General features: G+C 64.1%; 20 protein-coding genes and 1 riboswitch. Of the genes, 7 read left to right on the top strand and 13 right to left on the bottom strand.

Annotated elements, in window-relative coordinates:
- The first annotated feature begins 60 nt into the window (after positions 1-60).
- Positions 61-1311: a 3-oxo-isoapionate-4-phosphate decarboxylase OiaX gene (gene oiaX, locus MESOP_RS28525; RefSeq protein WP_013896819.1), complete on the top strand. Its 1251-nt coding sequence runs from the start codon at positions 61-63 to the stop codon at positions 1309-1311.
- 8 nt (positions 1312-1319) lie between these two features.
- Positions 1320-2642 (top strand): four-carbon acid sugar kinase family protein, encoded by a 1323-nt coding sequence (locus MESOP_RS28530; RefSeq protein ID WP_013896820.1) that lies wholly within the window; start codon positions 1320-1322, stop codon positions 2640-2642.
- A gap of 18 nt (positions 2643-2660) precedes the next feature.
- Here the strand turns inward: MESOP_RS28530 and MESOP_RS28535 are convergent, their stop codons facing one another.
- Both MESOP_RS28535 and MESOP_RS28540 read right to left on the bottom strand, forming a co-directional pair.
- Positions 2661-3473 (bottom strand): class I SAM-dependent methyltransferase, encoded by an 813-nt coding sequence (locus MESOP_RS28535; protein ID WP_013896821.1) that lies wholly within the window; start codon positions 3471-3473, stop codon positions 2661-2663.
- Between the two features lie 155 nt (positions 3474-3628).
- Positions 3629-4168 (bottom strand): Lrp/AsnC family transcriptional regulator, encoded by a 540-nt coding sequence (locus MESOP_RS28540; RefSeq protein WP_013896822.1) that lies wholly within the window; start codon positions 4166-4168, stop codon positions 3629-3631.
- A gap of 48 nt (positions 4169-4216) precedes the next feature.
- Here MESOP_RS28540 and MESOP_RS28545 point away from each other — a divergent pair, with 48 nt between their 5' ends.
- The 4 genes from MESOP_RS28545 to dhaL all read left to right on the top strand — a co-directional run bounded on the left by MESOP_RS28545 (position 4217) and on the right by dhaL (position 7894).
- Positions 4217-5407 (top strand): MFS transporter, encoded by a 1191-nt coding sequence (locus tag MESOP_RS28545; protein ID WP_013896823.1) that lies wholly within the window; start codon positions 4217-4219, stop codon positions 5405-5407.
- A 58-nt stretch (positions 5408-5465) separates the two neighbouring features.
- A riboswitch (FMN riboswitch) is annotated at positions 5466-5612 on the top strand.
- A gap of 76 nt (positions 5613-5688) precedes the next feature.
- Positions 5689-6162 (top strand): 6,7-dimethyl-8-ribityllumazine synthase, encoded by a 474-nt coding sequence (locus tag MESOP_RS28550; protein ID WP_013896824.1) that lies wholly within the window; start codon positions 5689-5691, stop codon positions 6160-6162.
- A gap of 74 nt (positions 6163-6236) precedes the next feature.
- Positions 6237-7244 (top strand): dihydroxyacetone kinase subunit DhaK, encoded by a 1008-nt coding sequence (locus MESOP_RS28555; protein ID WP_013896825.1) that lies wholly within the window; start codon positions 6237-6239, stop codon positions 7242-7244.
- A gap of 14 nt (positions 7245-7258) precedes the next feature.
- The gene (gene dhaL / locus MESOP_RS28560; RefSeq protein WP_013896826.1) at positions 7259-7894 is read left to right on the top strand and encodes a dihydroxyacetone kinase subunit DhaL; all 636 of its coding nucleotides are present in this window, start codon (positions 7259-7261) and stop codon (positions 7892-7894) included.
- Here dhaL and derI read toward each other — a convergent pair.
- The 3 genes from derI to MESOP_RS28575 form a co-directional block, all read right to left on the bottom strand.
- Positions 7891-8331 (bottom strand): D-erythrulose-4-phosphate isomerase, encoded by a 441-nt coding sequence (derI, locus tag MESOP_RS28565; protein ID WP_013896827.1) that lies wholly within the window; start codon positions 8329-8331, stop codon positions 7891-7893. The genes dhaL and derI overlap by 4 nt on opposite strands.
- A 34-nt stretch (positions 8332-8365) precedes the next feature.
- Positions 8366-9124, bottom strand: coding sequence for a triose-phosphate isomerase (locus tag MESOP_RS28570; RefSeq protein WP_013896828.1), 759 nt, complete (start codon positions 9122-9124; stop codon positions 8366-8368).
- Positions 9125-9185: 61 nt separating this feature from the next.
- Entirely contained in the window at positions 9186-9956 is a 771-nt protein-coding gene (locus MESOP_RS28575) for a DeoR/GlpR family DNA-binding transcription regulator (RefSeq protein ID WP_013896829.1), read from the bottom strand.
- A 264-nt stretch (positions 9957-10220) separates the two neighbouring features.
- Here MESOP_RS28575 and fba point away from each other — a divergent pair, with 264 nt between their 5' ends.
- Positions 10221-11285, top strand: a complete 1065-nt coding sequence (gene fba / locus MESOP_RS28580) for a class II fructose-bisphosphate aldolase (RefSeq protein ID WP_010914722.1) — start codon at positions 10221-10223, stop codon at positions 11283-11285.
- A gap of 62 nt (positions 11286-11347) precedes the next feature.
- Here fba and MESOP_RS28585 read toward each other — a convergent pair whose 3' ends face one another.
- The 8 genes from MESOP_RS28585 to MESOP_RS28620 are packed head-to-tail and all read right to left on the bottom strand — an operon-like array spanning position 11348 to position 20538.
- A complete protein-coding gene (locus MESOP_RS28585; protein ID WP_013896830.1) occupies positions 11348-12289 on the bottom strand; it encodes a sugar phosphate isomerase/epimerase family protein in 942 nt (313 codons plus the stop codon).
- Between the two features lie 48 nt (positions 12290-12337).
- On the bottom strand, positions 12338-13855 hold the full coding sequence (locus MESOP_RS28590; protein WP_013896831.1) for a glycerol-3-phosphate dehydrogenase: 1518 nt from the start codon (positions 13853-13855) through the stop codon (positions 12338-12340).
- Positions 13856-13901: 46 nt separating this feature from the next.
- Complete coding sequence (locus tag MESOP_RS28595) at positions 13902-14942, bottom strand: 2-hydroxyacid dehydrogenase (protein WP_013896832.1); 1041 nt, start codon at positions 14940-14942, stop codon at positions 13902-13904.
- A 10-nt stretch (positions 14943-14952) separates the two neighbouring features.
- Complete coding sequence (locus MESOP_RS28600; RefSeq protein WP_013896833.1) at positions 14953-16506, bottom strand: FGGY-family carbohydrate kinase; 1554 nt, start codon at positions 16504-16506, stop codon at positions 14953-14955.
- Positions 16506-17630, bottom strand: coding sequence for an ABC transporter ATP-binding protein (locus tag MESOP_RS28605; RefSeq protein ID WP_013896834.1), 1125 nt, complete (start codon positions 17628-17630; stop codon positions 16506-16508). Before MESOP_RS28605 ends, MESOP_RS28600 begins: the two co-directional genes overlap by 1 nt.
- The gene (locus MESOP_RS28610) at positions 17627-18745 is read right to left on the bottom strand and encodes an ABC transporter ATP-binding protein (RefSeq protein WP_013896835.1); all 1119 of its coding nucleotides are present in this window, start codon (positions 18743-18745) and stop codon (positions 17627-17629) included. The genes MESOP_RS28605 and MESOP_RS28610 overlap by 4 nt, the downstream gene beginning before the upstream one ends.
- 2 nt (positions 18746-18747) lie before the next feature.
- Positions 18748-19605: a carbohydrate ABC transporter permease gene (locus MESOP_RS28615; protein WP_013896836.1), complete on the bottom strand. Its 858-nt coding sequence runs from the start codon at positions 19603-19605 to the stop codon at positions 18748-18750.
- A gap of 9 nt (positions 19606-19614) precedes the next feature.
- Positions 19615-20538, bottom strand: a complete 924-nt coding sequence (locus MESOP_RS28620) for a carbohydrate ABC transporter permease (RefSeq protein WP_013896837.1) — start codon at positions 20536-20538, stop codon at positions 19615-19617.
- Positions 20539-20847: the final 309 nt, after the last annotated feature.

A 20847-nucleotide genomic window follows, 5' to 3' on the forward strand; every position in this document is an offset into this window, starting at 1 on the left:
TATACCAGATTTCATTCGCAACGAAACTTTTTTCGAACCCTTTCGACCGGCCAGTCCATCATGATCACCCTCACCTATCGCATCGAAACCTCAGGCAGCATAGAAGCCCTGGCGGCCAAGATCGCCAGCGACCAGTCGACCGGCACCTTCGTTGCGCTGCCCGGCGAGACCGAAGAGCTGAAGGCGCGCGTGGCGGCACGGGTGCTGGCGATCCGGCACCTGCCCGATGCGGAGCAGCCGTCCATTCCCGAGGCCGGAACCGGGCCTTTCAGGCGCGCCGATGTCGATATCGCCTTTCCGTTCGATGCCATCGGCACCGACCTCTCGGCGCTGATGACCATCGCGATCGGTGGCACCTATTCGATCAAGGGCCTGTCGGGCATCCGCGTCGTTGACATGAAGCTGCCGCAAGAATTCAGGGGCGCCCATCCGGGGCCGCAATTCGGCGTTGCCGGCAGCCGCAGGCTGACCGGTGTCGAGGGCCGTCCGATCATCGGCACCATCGTCAAGCCGGCGCTGGGCCTGCGACCGCACGAGACGGCCGCCATGGTCGGCGAACTGATCGCGGCCGGCGTCGATTTCATCAAGGACGATGAGAAGCTGATGAGCCCGGCCTACTCGCCACTGGCGGAGCGGGTGAAGGCGATCATGCCGCTGATCCTCGATCACGAGCAGAAGACCGGCAAGAAGGTGATGTATGCCTTCGGCATCTCGCATGCCGACCCGGACGAGGTGATGCGCAACCACGATATGGTGCTCAAGGCCGGCGGCAATTGCGCGGTCATCAACATCAACTCAATCGGCTTCGGCGGCATGGCTTACCTCAGAAAGCGTTCCGGCCTGGTGCTGCATGCCCACCGCAACGGCTGGGACATCCTGACCCGCCATCCCGGCCTCGGCATGGACTTCAAGGTCTGGCAGCAGTTCTGGCGGCTGCTCGGCGTCGACCAGTTCCAGATCAACGGCATCGCCTCGAAATACTGGGAGCCGGACGCATCTTTCATTGCCTCCTTCGAGGCGGTGACGACGCCGCTGTTCTCACCTGATGATTGCGCTCTGCCGGTCGCCGGTTCGGGCCAATGGGGCGGACAGGCGCCCGAGACCTACGAGCGCACCGGGCGCACGGTCGATCTGCTCTATCTCTGCGGCGGCGGCATCGTCAGCCATCCGGACGGCCCGGGTGCCGGCGTGCGCGCCGTCCAGCAGGCCTGGCAGGCCGCCGTCGAGGGTATTTCCTTGGCGGACTACGCAAGCAGCCATGTCGAACTGGCGCGCTCGATCGAGAAGTTCGGCGACGGCAAGGCCGCGTGAGCGAGGCCATGCAGAAGCTGCTGCTCAGTTACTATGGCGACGATCTCACCGGCTCGACCGACGTCATGGAGGCACTCGAACTCGGCGGCGTGCCGACGGTGCTGTTCATGCGCCAGCCCGACCAGCCCTTGCTGGAGCGATTTTCGCATTGCCGCGCCATGGGACTGGCGGGCACGAGCCGCAGCGAAACGCCGCAATGGATGGACGAAAACCTGGTGCCGGCCTTCGAGTGGCTAAGGGGGCTCAAGGCGGCGGTTTGCCACTACAAGATCTGCTCGACCTTCGATTCCAGCCCGACGATCGGCAGCATCGGCCGCGCCATAGAAATCGGCAGGGGTGTCTTCGGCCAGAAGGCCGTGCCGGTGGTTGTCGGGGCGCCTCAGCTCAAGCGCTATACAGCGTTCGGGAACCTCTTCGCTGCATTCCGCGGCGACTATTTCCGCATCGACCGGCACCCCGTCATGAGCCGGCATCCGGTGACGCCGATGAACGAGGCCGATCTGCTCCTCCATCTGTCTCGCCAGACCGGTCTCGCTTCCGGCCTTGTCGACCTGGCGGCATTGCAGGCCGACGATCTTCCACAACGGGTCGACCAGGCCTTACAAAACAGGGCAATCGTCCTGTTCGACGTCGAGAGCCGCCAGACGCAGAAGCGCGTCGGCGAACAGGTCTGGCGCATGTGCGAACAAGGCCATGGTTTCGTCGTCGGATCCTCGGGCGTCGAATATGCCCTGCTTGCCGAATGGGCAGACAAAGGCATCGCCACAGGGCATGCGCCCTTTACGCCACCCGGTCCGGTCGACAGGCTCGCCGTGGTCTCGGGCAGTGTGTCGCCGACCACCGAGAAGCAGATCCGCTTTGCGCTTGCGCACGGATTTGACGGCATTCAGATGGACGCCATGCAGTTGGTCTCGGAGGGCGCCGGCGAGGCGATCGAGCGTGCCGTCGCCAGCGGATTGTCGAGCCTGGCGGCGGGGCGCAGCGTGATCCTCTACACCGCGCTCGGTCCCCAGGCCGATCGCAGTGCCGAGATCGACCATATCGAAGGCGCACGCAACAGGCTGGGACGGGCGCTGGGAACCATCCTGCGCCGGCTGGTGGCGACAGAGAAACTCAAGCGCGCGGTGATCGCCGGCGGCGACACGTCGAGCCACGCGCTGGGACAGTTGTCCATCGATGCGCTGACCGTGCGCATGCCGTTGCCGCAATCGCCCGGCTCGCCGCTTTGTCTCGCCCATGGCGGCGGCGAGATCGACGGGCTCGAAATCGCGCTGAAGGGCGGCCAGGTCGGCACCGACGCCTATTTCGAGACGATCCGGCTGGGAAGCTAGGACACGCTCGATGGCAGACTAAGCCAGCGCCACGACCACGTGAGCCTGGATTTTGGCGGCGACCTCGCCGCTGCCATGCCTTTCCGCGATCGCGGCCGCAGCATAGTCGGTAGCGGCTTCCAGTTTTCCGGCGTCCCTGGCCTCGATTTCGCTGCGAAGAACCGTACCCTTGCAATAGGCAACGGCCGGCAGGCGCGGCGAGGATGCACGGCTCTGTTCGGCTCTCGTCTCGATCACCACATGGGAGAACCCTGCGTCTTCCAGGTCGCGGCGGATCAGGGCCGTGTCGTGGTAGCCATGGGGCGTGCGCGCCAGAAAGCGCGGCGGATCGTCCGGAAACATCCTTGCGAGAGCATTCGTCACATCATCGGCAAACACGTTCTCCTCGATGCGATCCCAGACGTTGAACAGGAAGTGTCCGCCGGGCTTCAGCACCCGCTTCGCTTCGCGGTAGGCGGCTGAGCGGTTGGGAAAGAACATCGCGCCGAATTGGCAACAGACGACATCGAAGGCCGCATCCTCGAACGGCAGCGCCATGGCATCCGCCTGGCGCCATGTGATGCGGCTGTCGGGAGCTTGTCGCGAAGCGGCGTAGTCGAGCATGGGCTGGTTTAGGTCGCTCACGACATAGCTTGCGTCAGGGGACAGTTTTGGCGCCAATGCGCGCGTGACAACCCCGGTGCCCGCGGCGATTTCCAAGACCGCGCCGGGCGACAGGGACGCTGCCCGCCGTGCCAGATCGGCGGCGAAAGGTTCGAAAATCAACGGCACCATATAGCGGTCGTAGTTTTCCGGGATCGAACCGGTAAAGGCCTTATCCGTTTCCAACATTGCTATCCCCCGCCGTCGGTTTGAAACCTCGCGAGACCGGCATGCGATTGTCCCTCTGCGGCGCAATCGCAAGGAGCCGACCTGCTTCAGCCCCTATCTCTACCACGCCCGTGACCTGGTCGCGACAGGCTTGCTTGGGGGTCAACGAGCCACACCTAATACAGCGGCCGGCTCAGATGTTGTGGCGTTGGCCATTGCGTGGTGACGCCGGGCTGCACCGGCCGCTCGAGATAGGTCGACAGCACCACGTAGCTGCGTGTCGAGGTGACGCCAGGCGTTTCATAGAGACGCGACAGCAATCCTTCGAGCGCCCTCGGATCCTCGGTACGCACCTTGAGCAGCACGCAGGTGTCGCCGGCGACGGTGTGGATCTCCTCGACTTCCGGATATTGCGAGATCGCCATCAGTTCCGGCGTCTTGCCCCAGCCCTTGGTGTCGATATGCACGAAGGCGAGCAGCGGTTTCCGCACCGCATTAGGGTCGATGATGACGGCCGTGCCGCGAATGGCGCCGCTGCGCCGCAGGCGCTTGACCCGCTCATGGGCGGCGGGCGGCGAAAGGCCGACACGGTCACCCAGTTCGGCGTAGCTGACCGTGGCGTCCTCGACGAGAACGCCTAATATCTTTCGGTCGATCGCGTCGACATCACGGGGTGCTGGCCTGTTCTGCCGAATGCCATCTGTTTCTTCATCCATATCGATAATCCCGATTGCTACAGAATTTAATACGGCCATTATGTTGATATGTCGAACAGTGATCAAGCCACGACCTTCGCAGCCGAGGCCAGGCCGCCGATCCCGGCGTTGGCCTATCTTTTGACCGGGTGCATCGCCGTGATCGGCTCGAACTCGCTGGTGCTGGGTCCGATTGCACCGGCGGTGGCCGCGTCGTTCGCAACCAGCGTACCGGCCGTCATGGCTGCCGCGGCCGCGTTTGGCCTGGGCACCTCGGCAAGCGCCCTGTTCCTTGCACGCTATATCGACCGGCTCGGCGCACGCCGGATGCTGCAGGGGGCGTTGCTGCTGCTGGCGCTGGCACTTGTCGCGAGCGCGGCGGCGCCAACGGTGATCATGCTGGTCGCGGCACAGCTGGTTGCCGGCATCGCCGCCGGCGTCGCCATGCCGGCGATCTATGCCAGCTCCGCGGCGATCGCGCCGCCCGGCCGCGAAAGCGGGACGATCGGCGTCGTGCTCACCGGATGGACGCTCAGCATGGTGGCCGGCGTTTCGCTGTCGGCCGTGCTTGCCGATCTCGTGCATTGGCGCGCCGTTTTCGCAGCCGTCGCGCTCCTCGCGATGCTTGCACTTGCTGGTCTCACCATGACGTCGCTGAGCGACATCAGGAAGAGCGGCCCGGCGCCAGCGCCGCTGGCCGCGCTCGGCATTCCCGGCATTGTGCCGCTTCTGGTCGCCTGCGCGGCCTTCATGACCGCCTTCTACGGTGTCTATGGCTATCTCGGCGACCACCTTCACAGCGGACTGGGCAAGCCGGTGAGTGCCAACGGGTGGGCCGCGCTCGCCTACGGCATCGGCTTCGGCACGGCTGCTCTACTCGACGGCGTGATCGATCGCCTCGGCGCCCGTCGCGTCATGCCGTTCGCCTATCTGCTTGTCGCCATCGTCTACGTCGTCATTGCCGCAACGAGCGACAGTTTCGGGCTGACCATAGCCATGGTCGCGGTGTGGGGACTTGCCAACCATTTCGGGTTGAATGTCCTAGTAATGCGCCTCTCCGCGCTCGATCCCTCGCGGCGCGGCACGATCATGGGCCTGAACAGCGCGGTGACCTATCTGGCGGTCTTTGTCGGCACCACCGGCTTCGGCCCTCTCTATGCCACCTTCGGCTTTGCCACCTGCGCGATGATCGCGGCCTTGCTCATGCTGGTTGCCGCCTCGGCGGCGGCATGGCGCACGCGCCACTCAAGCAGCACCTGATCGGCCAGCGGCGTTGGCGCGGTTGACAGCCGCGCCCTGCCCTTTCATACAAAGCCGTTAATGTTCTCAGGGCGGGGTGAAAGTCCCCACCGGCGGTAGGGGTTTCGACCCGAGCCCGCGAGCGCTTTCCAATAAAATTGGAAAGGTCAGCAGATCCGGTCTGATTCCGGAGCCGACGGTATAGTCCGGATGAAAGAGAACGAACGAAAGACGGACCGCCCCGGCGGGCCGGATTTTGTATCGTGCGTCCTGATTCTGGTTCGAAACGGAAGGATGGACCCATGAATCAGCATTCCCACAAAGACTATGACACTGTTCGCATCGCCGTCATTCGCGCGCGCTGGCATGCCGATATCGTCGACCAGTGCGTCGCGGCCTTCGAGGCAGAGCTTTCCGCGCTTGGCAACGGACGCTTTGCGGTCGATGTCTTCGACGTGCCTGGTGCCTACGAGATCCCATTGCACGCCAAGACCCTGGCCCAGACCGGCCGCTATGCCGCGATCCTGGGCACGGCGTTCGTCGTCGATGGCGGCATCTACCGGCATGAGTTCGTCGCCGGCGCCGTCATCGACGGCATGATGAATGTGCAGCTGTCGACCGGCGTGCCGGTGCTTTCGGCGGTGCTCACGCCACATAATTATCACGGCAGCGCCGAGCATCACCGCTTCTTCTTCGAGCACTTCACCGTCAAGGGCAAGGAAGCGGCCAATGCCTGTGTTCAGATCCTGGCGGCTCGGGAAAAGATCGCGGCATGAAATGTTCGCAGCCGGGTGGAAATCGCGATAACACCCGGTAGTATTTGCGAAATGCCGAATTCGGGAGGATGCCGGTGCAGACCAAGAAGATCATCAATGACGGCAACCGCGCCGTCGACGAGATGCTCGAAGGGATCCTCGCCGCGCATCCTCGCCATCTCAGGAGCGCGGATGGCAGCCCGCGCTCGATCGTCGCCCGCGACGGGCCGCGGCCAGGCAAGGTCGGGCTGGTGATCGGCGGCGGCTCGGGCCACGAGCCGACCTTTCTCGGCTTTGTCGGCAAGGGACTGGCGGACGCGGCGGCCATCGGCAATGTCTTTGCCTCGCCACCACCCGATCCGATCCTGGAATGCGCCAAGGCGGTGAGCGGCGGCGCCGGCGTCCTGTTCATGTACGGCAACTATGCCGGCGACGTGATGAACTTCGACATGGCGGCCGAGATGGCCGGCATGGACGACATTGAGGTGCGCACCGTGCTGACCACCGACGACGTCGCTTCGGCACCGCGCGATCAGCGGGACAAGCGCCGCGGCGTCGCCGGCAATCTCTTCATCTTCAAGGCAGCCGGCGCCGCATGCGACCGGATGCTCTCCTTCGACGAATGCGAGCGCATCGCGCGCAAGGCCAACGACCACACCTTCACCATGGGCGTGGCGCTGTCGCCCTGCTCGCTGCCGCAGACAAGGCGGCCGAATTTCGAGATCGGCGCCGACGAAATGGAGATCGGCATGGGCATCCATGGCGAACCAGGCATTGGGCGCGGCAAGCTCGGGACCGCCGACGAGATCACCGACGATATGCTTGACAGGATCCTCGCCGAGATGTCGCCTTCGCGTGGCGACAAGGTCGCGGTGCTGGTCAATTCGCTCGGCTCGACGCCGCTGATGGAACTCTACATCATGAACCGCCGGGTCAAGCAAAGGCTCGACGGCATCGGTGTTTCCGTTCATGCCACCTGGGTCGGCAACTACTGCACGTCGCTGGAAATGGCCGGCGCATCTGTGACCTTGATGCATCTCGACGGCGAACTGCAGACGATGCTCGACCACCCTTGCGACTGCGCCATGTTCCGCGCCGGCTGACGAAGGAGCGATCCGTGACCATCGATGCCGCCGACCTGAAAAGAATGTTCGATGAAATCGCCGTGGCGATCGAGGCCGACAAGGACCGGCTCTGCCGGCTCGACGGTGTCATCGGCGACGCCGACCATGGCATCGCCATGGCGCTCGGTTTCGGCGCCGTGCGCGATGCGCTGGCATCGCTCGACCTCGCGGCTGTCGAGCCGACCGCGCTGCTCAACGGCGCGGCGAAGTCGTTCCTCAATGCGGTTGGCGCCTCGTCAGGCCCGCTCTATGCGACGGCCTTCATGCGTGCGGCTGCCGCCGTCAAGGGCAAGGCGACGCTGGCGGACGCCGAATTCATCGCCCTGTTCCAGGCCATGGCGCAGGGCATCAAGGATCGCGGCAAGGCCGAACCTGGCGAAAAGACGATGATCGATGCCTGGCAGCCGGCGGCCGAAGCGGCCGCGGCCGCGCATGCTGCCGGCAAGATGCTGTCCGAAAGTCTGGCCGCCGCGCTTGCCGCCGCCGAGTCTGGTGCTGAAGCGACCAAGGACATGGTCGCGGCCAAGGGCCGCTCGGCCCGGCTCGGTGAGCGCTCGCTCGGCCACATGGATCCGGGTGCGGCGTCCGCCGTCACCGTCATCGCTGCGATGACGAAGGCTTTGGCTTAAGCCTTTGCCGTATCGAGCCTGTTGATCGCCTGGACATTGCCGGCCGACGGCCCCTTCTCGTCGAACTCGGAAGCCAGCCACGTGTCGACGATCGCCTTGGCCAGTTCCGGGCCGATGACGCGGGCGCCCATGGTGATGATCTGCGCGTTGTTGGATTTGGCGGCGCGTTCGGCCGAATAGGTGTCGTGGGTGAGCGCGGCGCGGATGCCCGGCACCTTGTTGGCCGAAATCGAAACGCCGATGCCTGTGCCGCAGAACAGGATGCCGCGATCGTTGTCGCCGTCGACGATCGTCTGGGCGAGCTTTTGCGACAGGTCGGCGTAGTAGCCGGCCTGGCTGAGATCGCTGACGGTGAGACCGGGCTTGGTCGCCAGATGTGCGGCGATGACATCGAGCAGCGGCTTGCCGGCGCTGTCGGCCCCAATGGCTATTTTCATGATCGTGTCCTTTCTTGACTGGATGCGTTTGATTTCAGATCGCGGCCGAGGCGCGGCCGAGGATGTCGATGTAGCCTTGCGCCTGCCAGGCGGAGCGGCCGATGAAGAGACCGTCGACATTGGGCTGACCGATCAGTTCGGCGGCATTGCCGGGGTTGACGCTGCCGCCATAGAGCACCGACGGGACGGACGGCAGCAGGCTACCGGCCACGGCCTTGATCAGTCCCTGCTGTTTGTCGGCATAGTCGGAACTGGCCGGAATGCCCTTGTCCCCGATCGCCCAGACCGGCTCGTAGGCGAACAGGATTGTTGCGCCCTTCACTTCCTCTTCGAAGAATTGCAGCGCACCCTCGACCTGCTTGGCCAGCACGGCATCGGCCTCGCCGCTTTCGCGCTCGGCCAGCGTCTCGCCGACGCAGATCAGCGGTATCAATCCGTGCTTCACGGCCGCCGCCGTCTTCAGGCCGACGGTGCGATCGGTCTCGCCGAAATGCTCGCGCCGTTCGCTGTGGCCGAGTTCGACCAGATCGAGCCCGCAATCGGTCAACATCACGGGTGAAATCTCGCCGGTCCAGGCGCCGGCATCGGCCCAATGCATGTTCTGGGCGCCGACCTTGACCCGCGTCGAGGACAGCGCCTGCTTGACCTGACGCACCGCCGTGAAGGGCGGGATGACGAAGGGTTGGATGCGATCGTCGAAACCAGGGACGAACCCGGCCAGGATCGCGGCGAAATCCATCGCCTCGGCGAGCGTCTTGTTCATCTTCCAGCTTGTACCGACCCAGTAAACCACGCTTGCCGCTCCTTACCCTAGATTTGAACCGTGAGCTCCCGAAGAGAGCTCCGCTTTCGGATCATGGTCCCTTGTCGATCACCGTCAGCGAAACGCCGGCGGCCTCCAGTGCCTCGCGCACTCCAGGCTCCGGCTCGCGCCCGGTGAAGACAGCGTCGAACGCGCTGATATCCGTCAGGAAATGCAGCGCCGTGCGGCCGAACTTGCCGTGATCGACCAGCAGATAGTTGCGGGTGGCGGCCGCCATCATCAGCCGCTTGGACTGCACCACCTCCTGGTCCTGATGGAAGGCGGAAGCGCCGTGGATGGCCGATGACGACAGGAAGGCGACATCGGCGCGCAGCGATTTGAGCGAGGCTTCGGCAAGCAGGCCGAAAAAGCCGTGGAATTTCTTGCTGTACTGGCCGCCGAGCGCGATGAGATTGATGCCGCCAGCACCGGCCAGTTCCTGGATGACGGCCAGATTGTTGGAGATCACCGTCAGCGGCCGCAAATCGGCAAGATGCCGCGCAATGCCGCCCGCGGTCGAACCGTCGTCGATGATCACTGTCTGGCCGGGTTCGATCATGGCGACCGCGGCTGCCGCCAGGCGCTGCTTTTCCTCGGTCGCCTGCTTCTGCCGGTAGCGGAAATCGCTTTCGAAGAGGCTGCTCGGCTGGATCGAGGCACCGCCGCGCACCTTGCGCAGGAACCCGCTTTCCTCAAGTTCGTCGAGGTCGCGATGCACGGTCATCTTCGAGATGCCAAAGCGCAAGGCGAGATCATCGACGCTCGCCGCGCCGGCGTCCATCAGGAAATCCATGATGCCTTGCCGTCTGGTATCGCTCTTCATCGCAGCCGACCGCCGAACGGCGCTCCTTGATCGAGCCCAAGAGATAACAGGTATCGTCGCAAAAGTATCATGATTTTTGTTATAATGAGATATTTTCTTGGGATATACCCATGGCTTTCAACACCGTGCTGTAACAAGAATTGCAGCGGGGACCATCTCTGGCGGTTGCGGTCGCGCCGAAATCCGGCCAGAAGCATCGATGGGCTGAACGATGCGCGGACAGTCCGCAACCACAGGTTCGAAACAGATACGGGAGACTAATCGTTGGCTCGCATCACACTGAGACAATTGCTCGATCACGCCGCCGAATATGGCTATGGCGTGCCGGCCTTCAACATGAACAACATGGAACAGGGCCTCGCCATCATGGAGGCGGCGGAAGAGACCAAATCGCCTGTCATCCTTCAGGCAAGCCGCGGTGCACGCGCCTATGCCAATGACGTGGTGCTGGCCAAGCTGATCGATGCGCTGGTCGAAATCCATCCCGACATCCCGGTCTGCATGCATCTTGACCATGGCAACAACGAAGCCACCTGCGTCACCGCGATCCAGTACGGCTTCACCTCGGTGATGATGGACGGTTCGCTGAAGGAAGACGGCAAGTCGCCGGCCGACTACGCCTATAATTCCGGCATCACCAAGCGCGTCGTCGACATGGCCCATTGGGGCGGCGTTTCCGTCGAAGGCGAGATCGGCGTGCTCGGCTCGCTCGAGAGCGGCGGCGGCGAGCAGGAAGACGGCCACGGCGTCGAAGGCGCCATCAGCCACGACCAGTTGTTGACCGATCCGGAACAGGCAGTGGAATTCGTCAAGGACACCCATGTTGACGCTCTGGCTGTGGCCATGGGCACCAGCCACGGGGCCTATAAATTCTCGCGCAAGCCCGATGGCGCGGTGCTGGCGATGAACGTCATCGAGGAGATCCACCGCCGCCTGCCGAACATGCATCTGGTCATGCACGGCTCGTCCTCGGTGCCGGAGGACCTGCAGGAGATCATCAACAAGTATGGCGGCCAGATGAAGCCGACCTGGGGCGTGCCGGTGGAAGAGATCCAGCGCGGCATCAAGCACGGCGTGCGCAAGATCAACATCGACACCGACAACCGCATGGCGTTGACAGGCGCCATCCGCAAGGTGCTGACCGAGAACCCGAGCGAGTTCGATCCGCGCAAATATTTGACGCCGGCGATGGCTGCCATGCGCAAGCTTTGCAAGGAGCGCTTCGAGCAGTTCGGCACCGCCGGCAACGCACCGAAAATCAAGCCGCTGCCGGTCTCGGAAATGGCCAAGCGCTACAAGTCGGGCAGCCTCGATCCGAAATTCGGCTGACGACTATCCGACCGGGACGATCCGGTTCAACGGGCGGGCGCCTATCGGCTCCCGCCCGTTTTCTATCCGGCCTTCGGCACGAGGCCAGACCTGCCTGTCTCGATGAAGGGCGCCCAGTAGTCGACCGATTCCCGGATCATGGCGACAACCTGATGATCGACCGGTTCGCGTTCACGGAACGACAGTTCCAGGCAAATCTCATTGTCCGTGCCGCCGCCGCGCCGCACCGTCTCCAGCAGCTTTTCCGGCGTGATGCGACCGTCCTTGTTGTAAGCCGCCGTGAATGGCCAGTGACCGCCCTTGTTCATCGACGACTGCTTGATGTGGATGATCGGTGACTTCCTGGGAAAGGCTTCGGCCCAGGCATAGGGATCGATGTCGGCCGGATTGCTGGAGGTGACGTCGCCATGGTCGATATCGACCATCATCTCCAGCGGAATGGCCATGCCGGCGGCGTCGATCGCGCTTTGCAACTGCCGGCAGTTCTCGATGGTGTGGCCGAATTCGCGGCCGACCGACATCGGCTCCCAGAACAAATAGCTCAGCCCGGCGGCGCGGGCGTGTTCGGCGACCTCGCGCCAGCACTCCAGTGCTATGTCGAACAGCCGCGCGCGGCGCTCCGGGTCGTCGAAGTCGCGATGGGTGAAGATGGCGAATTGCGTGCCCATGCCGCTGGCGCCAAGATCGGCGGAAATGTCGGCGAAGGTCTTGAACCAGTCGACATAGTAGCGGCGCACATCCGCGTCGGGATGGCCGAAATGGTTGAGCCGGCCGTAAGGGCCGGTCATGCCCGAGGTGACGCGCACGCCGGTGCGGGAGAGCGCGTTGCGAAACAGCCGGACGAATTTGACAATCGTCGCCGCCGGCCAGCCCGGATTGACGAATTCATGCGTGAGCTGAATGTCCCTGATGCCGATGTCATAGGCTATCGTGTCGATCAGGTCGTCCGGTTCGGCGAAGCGGTTGACCAGCGGATTGGTGTTGAGAGAGAGCGTGAAGGCCACAGCCGCGATCCTCTCAGCGCTGTCGCGTGACATTGGCGATGACGGACATCAGCCTGCCCTCGCCAGCCGGTTCGCACACCAATGCTCGAAGGCCGCCCTTTCCTCGGCAGACAGATGCAGCCCATGCTTGGTGCGCCGTTCCAGGATGTCGGCTGAAGTCGCCGCCCACTCCTGTTCGAAGAGATAATTGGCCTCGCGCTCGAAGAAATCCTTGCCGAAACATCGCCCCAATCCGGCGAGCGACCCCGTGGCACCGACCAGAAGGCGGGTCCTGGTGCCGTAGAGCCGCCCATAGTGCTTGATCAGCGATGCCGGCATCCACGGATACTCACGGCCAAGGTCGCCGAGGAACTGTTCGAAGTCGGCGTTGGCGATGTCGCCGCCGGGCAAATGTTCTTTCGCCGTCCAGGGCTTGCCCATCCGGGGAAAGAACGGGGCGATCCTGTCCAGCGCGTGCTCGGCAAGCTTGCGGAAGGTGGTGATCTTGCCACCGAAGACCGAAAGCAGCGGCGCCTGCGCGTCGGGCGCATCGAGTTCGAAAATATAGTCGCGGGTGACCGCGCTCGGGTTGTCGGCATTGTCGTCATAGAGCGGCCTGACGCCGGAGAACGAATAGACGACATCGCTGCGCGCAAGGCCGCGCTTGAAATAGCGGTTGATCACCCTGATCAGGTAATCGATCTCGCTCTCATCCGCCGTCACGTCCTCGGGCCGTCCCTCGTAGGGAATGTCGGTGGTGCCGATCAAGGCGAGATCGTTCTGATAGGGATTGATGAAGATCACGCGCTTGTCGCTGTTCTGGACGAGATAGGCGTGCCGTCCCTCCCAGAATTTGGGCACGACGATGTGGCTGCCCTTGACCAGGCGCACATTGCGCTTGGAGTTCTGGCCGGCCACGCGGTTGACGATGTCGTTGACCCAGGGGCCGGCGGCGTTGATCAGGGCGCGTGCCCGAACCGTCGTCCTGGCGCCCGTCCCGCCGTCCCGCATCTCGACGACCCACAAGCCGTTCTCGCGGCGGGCGGCGGTGCAGGCGGTGCGAGTGAAAACCTTGGCGCCGCGCTCGGCGGCGTCGAGCGCGTTGATGACGACAAGGCGGGCATCGTCGACCCAACAGTCGGAATATTCGAAACCGCGCTTGAACGCGTCCTTGATCGGCGCGCCTTCGGGCGCCGTCCGCAGGTCGAGCGTGCGGGTCGGCGGCAGCCGCTTGCGGCCGCCGAGATGGTCGTAGAGGAACAGGCCGAGCCGCACCAGCCATGCCGGCCGGTCATCGGGGCTGTGCGGCAGCACGAAGCGCATCGGCCAGATAATGTGCGGCGCCGATTCCAGCAGGACCTCGCGCTCGATCAGCGCCTCCCGCACCAGGCGGAATTCATAGTATTCGAGGTAACGCAGGCCGCCATGTACAAGCTTGCCCGAGCGTGAGCTGGTGCCTTCGGCAAGATCGTCCTTTTCGCACAGGATGACCGAAAGGCCGCGGCCCGCCGCATCGCGCGCGATGCCAGCGCCGTTGACGCCGCCGCCGACGACGAAGAGGTCGACGATTTCGGTGCCGCCGCTCATCCCACCTTGGCCTCGATGCCGGATTGGTATGCCATGGCCGCCACCCTCAGCACGGATTGACGGGCGGAAGGCCGGCGATGTAGCGGCGCACCTCTTCGGCGGCCTGCTCGGCGGCATAGGTCACGGTGCGCACCGAGGCGCCGGCGATATGCGGCGTCAGCGTCACGTTGGGGAGCTGCAGCAAAGGCCAATCCGACGGCACCGGTTCGACCGCGAACGTCTCCAGCATGGCGCTGGCGATCTGCCCCGAAACCAGCGCCTCGTTGAGCGCATCATAGTCGACCAGCGGCCCGCGCGCGGTGTTGACGAAGATCACGCCGGGCTTCATCCGCGCGATGGTGTCCTTGCCAATCAGGCCGCGCGTCTCCTCGGTCACCCTGGAATGCAGCGTGACCACATCGGAGCGGGACAGGAGATCGTCGAGCCCAACCAATTCGACGCCGGCATTGTGATCCTCCGCGCTCAACTGCACATAGGGATCGCTGACCAGGACGTGGCAGCCGAAGGCACGCAGCAGCCGGACCACCTTGGTGCCGATATTGCCATAGCCGACGACGCCGACGGTCATTTCGCCGAGTTCTCGGCCGGTGCGGTCGGCGCGGTAGAGATCGCCGCGCCATTCTCCCTTGCGCAAGGCCTCATGGCCGACCCGGATCAGCCGCGTCTCGGCCAGGATGGCGCCGATGGTGAACTCGGCGACGGCAGTGGCGTTGCGGCCGGGCACGTTGACCACGGTGATGCCGTGATCCCTCGCCGCGGCCATGTCGATGTTGATCGGGCCGCCGCGCGAGACCGCAACCAGCTTGAGCGCCGGCAGGCGCCGCATCATGTCCTCCGACAGGGGCGCGAGCTGGGTGACGAGGATCTCGGCATCGCCGATGAACTCGACGACCTTGTCGGGGTGGCCGAAATATTCCTTGACCTTGTCGAGGCCGAGCGCCGGATTGCCGAACTCCATCGGCTCGTCGGGCCAGGCCGTCTGCAATGTGCGGATATCGAGGTCGCCGCTCGCGACCTTCTCGATTTTGGCGCGAAACACCTCCGGAAGCATGAAGTTGTCGCCAATGATCGCTATTTTCCTGGGCATACTCGACTTCTCAATTTGCCTGCACTGAAGCCATCGCGCGCCAGACCGGCCGCAACGCCTGGTGCGCCAACATGTAGGATGGGGTCATCTTGTCGTAGATCGCTGCGAGGCTGCGGTCGCTCGGCTCGGCATCGCCGAGCAGCGGCGTCACCCATTCGCCGACGCACGCGTCCATCGACGGGTAGAGGCCGACGCCGACAGCGGCGATCATCGCTGCGCCCGCCGCACCCGCCTCCTCGCGCGCGCTGGTCCGGATGTCGGCACCCAGCGCGGCGCCAAGGATCTTGCGCAACGCCGGGCTTCTGGCGGCGCCGCCGGTGAGGCGGACTTCGCGCGGCAGCGGCCCCATGGCGGCGTAGCAGTCGCGCGCGGCGAACGCCAAGCCCTCGAAGACGGCGCGCACGAGGTCGGCATAGCCGTGCCGCGAGGAAATGCCGACAAAGCCTGCCCGCGCATTGGCATCGACGAACGGTCCGCGCTCGCCGGCTTCCGACACATAGGGCTGATAGAGCAGCGAGGCGGGCTGCGAGGCGGCGATCCAGGCATCGACCAGCGCGATCATCTCGCCATTGCTGCGAGTGATGCCTTGCGAGGCGAGGATGCCCGAGGCAAGCCCGAGGACCCAGTCGATGTTGAGCGTCGCCGCCATGTTCGACTGCATCTGCGCAAACACGCCGGGCGCTGGCATCGCCATCGTGTAGCCGGTCGCCGCTTCGTTGAGCTGCACGTCGTCGGGGGTCTCGGCCAGCCGCATGTGCATGCCGGTGGAGCCGATGATCGAGCAGCCGGGCTTGCGCTCGCGGTCGAGCAGGCCGGCGCCGAGCGCGGTGCAGACGACGTCGACATAGCCGAGCACCACAGGCGTGCCGGCCAGCATCCCGGTGGCGTCCGCCGCCGCCTGCGACAGGCCGGTGCTGTGCCTTGTGCCGTCGACGATCGGCGGCAGCAGATGCCTGAGATCGGTAACGCCGAGCACGTCGAGCACCTCGTCGCTGTAGTCGCGGGTGTGGAAGTCACCGAAGGTGAAGGTTCCCTCGGACGGGTCGGTGGCGCGCTCACCGGTGAGCTTGAAATAGAGCCAGTCCTTGCAGTGGAACGCGGTTGCCGCCTTGCCGAGCATTTCGGGCATGTTGCGCTTCATGAACACGAACTGCGAGCCCTGCTGGCAAGCGGCGAGCCCGCTGCCGGTCTTTTCGAAGCGCAGCCGATCCTGCGGCCGCGCGCGGATTTCCTCGACGATTGCCGCCGCGCGCGCGTCGAGCCAGAGCCAGCCCTTCGCCACCGGCTCGCCCTTGCCGTCGATCAGCCAAGTGCCGTCGCCCTGCCCGGTAACCGCGATCGCCACGGTCCGGCTGGCGAGATCGGGCACCTTGTCGGCGAGCTGGCGCAGGGTTGTGGCGGCATCGCTCCATGTTCGCGCCAAATCCTGTTCGGCGCCGCCACCCGGCAATGTCTCATAGTGGTTCGGCAGCGCGGCGGCGGCGATCTGCCGGCCCGCCGTGTCGAAGGCGATGGATTTGATGATCGACGTGCCGGCATCGATGCCGATCAGGACATCACCCATCACGCAAGCTCCCTGCCGTGCGAAATGGCCTCGCCGCTCGCCTGATCGAAGACGTGCAGATTCCCAGGATCGATGCTGACATTGATCGGTGCGCCAAGATCGAGGCGCGTGCGGTCATGTTCGACCAGAACCAGCGAGCCACCGGCGAAGTCGGCCGCTATATGGGTCTGGTCGCCGAGCCATTGGTTGGCCGAGACCCTGGCCGGAACGCCCTCCTTCGAGCGCCGCACGGCGTAGGGCCTGATGCCTATGACGACCCGCTCGCGGCCCAGCAGTTGATCGCGGACCGGAGCGCTGAAGGCGTCCTTGTCGTAGTCGAGCGACAGGCCGTCCGGCAGCCGCAGGCTGATACGGCCGGCAGTGGCGCCGACATAGGCCTCGAAGACGTTCATCGGCGGCTCGCCGACGAAGGTGCCGGTGAACAGGTTCGCGGGACGCTCCTTGATCTGGTCCGGCGTGTCGAACTGCTGCAGCACGCCACCCTCCATCACGGCGATGCGGTCGGCAAGCGCATTGGCCTCGGTCTGGTCGTGGGTGACCAGGATCGCGGTCAGGCCGCGCTCCTTGATGAAGTGCTTGATGCGGCCGCGCAGCACGGCGCGAAGCTGCGGTTCGAGCTGTCCCATCGGCTCGTCCAGAAGATGCAGGTCGGCCTCGCGGATCAGCGCCCGGCCGAGACTGGCGCGCTGCTGCTGGCCGCCGGAGATGGAACTCGGATAGCGCTCCAATATGTCCTCGATCTCGAGCAGCTTGGCGATGCTGGCGACCTTGGCGTCGACCTCGCTCTTCGGCAACCTTGCCGCCTTGAGCGCGAAAGCCATGTTCTCGCGCACGGTCAGCGGCGGATAAAGCGAATAACCCTCGAAGGCCATCGCCACGTTGCGCCTGACCGGCGGCAGAATGTGCACCTGCCGGCCGCCGACCGAGATCGCGCCACGCGACACCTCTTCGAAGCCGGCGATCATGCGCAGCGTCGAGGTCTTGCCGCAGCCCGACGAGCCAAGCAGGGCGACAATCTCGCCCTTGCCGATTTCCATCGTCAGGTTCTTGACGGCATGAACGCCCCGGTCGATCGGACCATAGAACTTGTCGACACCGGAAATGGTGAGTGCGCTCGGGCTCATGCCGCTTCTCCGCTGCGCAAATTGAGGACGTTCTTGGAGCCGATGCGGTCGCCGCTGGCCTGATCGAACAGCAAGGCGCTCTTGCCGTCGACGGCGATATGGGCCTTGCCTTCGCTGCGGCCCGGCGTTCCGGCCGGCCGCGAGACCAGGATCTCGCGGCCGCGCACGGTGCGCACCAGCGTGACGATCTTTTCGTTGAGCGGCGTCTCGGCCTCGACCGTCACCGGAATGGCGCCGGGCACGCCTTCCTCGACGAAGCCGAGCGCTTCGGGCCGCAGGCCGATCACGCAGTCACGGCCGACTGCGGTTTCGTAGGCGCCGGCCAGATGCACCTGAACGTTGGACAGGCCGACATAGATGCCCTTGGCGTCGCGCGCGGGCTTGACGTCGAGCAGGTTGATGGTGGGATCGCCGAACAGCCGCGCAATCTCGATATTGGCCGGCTCGCGATAGATCTGCTCGGGCGTGCCGAGCTGCCTGATGACGCCTTGCGACATCACCGCGATGCGGTCGCCGAGCGCCATGGCTTCCTTGTAGTCCTGGGTGACGTAGACGACGGTAGCACCGCGATCGGCGAGCAGCCTCGGAAGTTCGAGCCGCATCTCGAAGCGAAGCTTGGCGTCGACATTGCGCAAGGGATCGTCAAGCAGCAGAAGCGGCGGCGAGCCGACCAAAGCGCGGGCAAGCGCTGTACGCTGCTTCTGGCCGTTGGAGAGCGCACGCGGCTTATGGGAAAGCACATGGGCGATCTTCAACAGCTTGGCGACGCTCTCGACGCCGGCCTTGATCGCGCCTTGCGACGAACGCTTGGCGGCCAGCGGCGTGGCGATGTTGTCGAAGGCGGTCATATGCGGAAACAGGGCGAAATTCTGGAACGCCATGCCGACGCCGCGGAACTCCGCATCGACATCGGTCATGTCGTCGCCGCCGATGAATATCTTGCCTTCATCCGGGTCGATGACGCCGGCAACTAGCCGCAGCAGCACCGTCTTGCCGGCGCCAGAGGGTCCGAATAGGACGAGGGTTTCGCCGTCGGCAACCGTCAGCGACAGATTGTCGAGGACGGTCTGGCTCTTGTAGCGCTTGACGACATTTTTAAGTTCGAGGCTGGCCATATCTATCCTTTCACCGCGCCAAGCGACAGGCCTTCGACGAGATAGCGCTGCGCATAAAGCGCGAGCGCCAGGGTCGGCGTGATCGAGAGCACGATGGCCGCCGAAATCTGGCCGTACTGGATGCCCGAGGAAGTGATGAAGGCAAGCGCGCCGACTGTCACCGGCTGCTTGTCGGCCGAGGCCAGCACCAGCGCGAAGACGAAATTATTCCAGGCGAAGATGAAGGCAAGCAGGCCGGCGGCGGCGATGCCGGGACCGGCGAGCGGCAGCGCGATCTTGCGGAAGGTGGCGAACCAGGAATGGCCACCGATGCGGTAGGCATATTCGATGTCGGCCGGAATATCCTCAAAATAGCCGCGCACGATCCACAGGATCAGCGGCAGGCAGATCAGCTGGTAGACCCAGATCAGTCCGATATAGGTGTTGGCGAGCCCCAGCTTCTGAAAATAGAGGGTGAGCGGCAGGAGCACCAGCAGCGCCGGCGCGAACTTGAACGACAGCAGCGTGAAGGCGATGTCCTCCGAGCCACGAAATTTGTGCCGCGCGAAGGCGTAGGCGGCCGGCACGCCGAGCAGCAGCGAGACCGCGACGGATGTCACCGACAGGAATACCGAATTCCACAAATTGCGCATGAAGGCGATGTCGAGCGTGCCTGCGGCGGTCATCAGCTTGCCGGTGATCAGGGCGGTATAGTTGGCGAGCGTCGGCTCGAAGATCAGCTGCGGGGGAATGCGCAGGATGGTCTCGTTGGTCTGGAACGACATCATGAAGATCCAGACGATCGGGAACATGAAGAAGATCACCACCAGCGTCAGCGCCACGCCGCGCAGAATGCGTTCGAGAAGCGAGGTGTGTTCCATCGCCGCCTCCTATGCCTGTCCACGGGCGCGTTCGCGCAGCCGCAGCCAGTTCTTGATGAAGATGTTGGAGAGGAAATAGGTGATCGCCCATAGGATGATCATCAGCGCCGCCGAACGGCCGACATTGGTCGACTGGAAGAAATTGAGATAGGCCTCGACCTGGAAGACGGTCAGCGTGTCGCCTGGTCCGCCCTGCGTCATGGCATAGATGATGTCGAACTGCTGGATGGAATCGAGCAGCCGGAACAATGTCGCGGTCAGGATATAGGGCGTCAGCATCGGCAGCGTGATGCGGAAGAAGACGAAGCTCCGCGGCACGCCATCAAGCGCGGCGGCCTCGAAAGGCTGCGTCGGCAAGCTGCGCAGGCCGGCAAGCAGCAGGATCATGATGAAGGGCGTGTAGACCCAGATGTCGACGAGCACGACCGTGAACAGCGCCGTCGACGGCGAGGAGGCCCAGCGGAAATCCTGCAGGCCGATCAGGCTGGCGAGATAGCTCAGCACGCCGAAGCCGGGATTGGTCATCAGCTTCCACATGAGTGCTGCAAGCGCGGGCGCCGTCATCAGCGGCATCAAGAGCATGATCGAGATGAAATTGTTCAGCGTCGAGCGCTTCTGCAGCAGCAGGGCGATGGCGAGGCCCAGAAGCAGTTCCAGCACGACGGTGGTGCCGGCATAGAGCAGCGAGATCTTGAGCGTGTTCCAGAACTTCGGATCGGTGAAGAAGGAGATGTAGTTGTCGCCCCAGTTGAACTGGCGCGCCCAGGGCTGGCTCAGCCGGTAACGCTGGAACGAATAGACCACCGAGGTCAGGAACGGGATCAGGATGCCGATGCAGACCAGCAAGGCCGGCAGGCTGAGCACATAGGGCAGCACCCTCTTGCTGATCCTGAAGCCGGATGGCTTGGGCCTTTGCGATACCACCGCAGTCATCGAGCTGCTCCGTTGTTACTGTCGCTTCGCCCTTGCCGGCCGCCTAAGGGAGCAAGGCGACCGGTCGGGCGAAATGGCGGCGCTTTTTCTCGAGCATCGGATTTTCCCAAAACCGGATTCCACTTTTGGGTCCGATGCTCGCTTTTTCTCGAGCATCGGATTTTCCCAAAACCGGATTCCACTTTTGGGTCCGATGCTCGCTTTTTCTCGAGCATCGGATTTTCCCAAAACCGGATTCCACTTTTGGGTCCGATGCTCAAGGCACCGCATCGCAAACAAGAAAAAGTGTGACGAGGGCCGGCCCGTCAA

The sequence above is a fragment of the Mesorhizobium opportunistum WSM2075 genome (assembly GCF_000176035.2).
Lineage (GTDB): Bacteria > Pseudomonadota > Alphaproteobacteria > Rhizobiales > Rhizobiaceae > Mesorhizobium > Mesorhizobium opportunistum.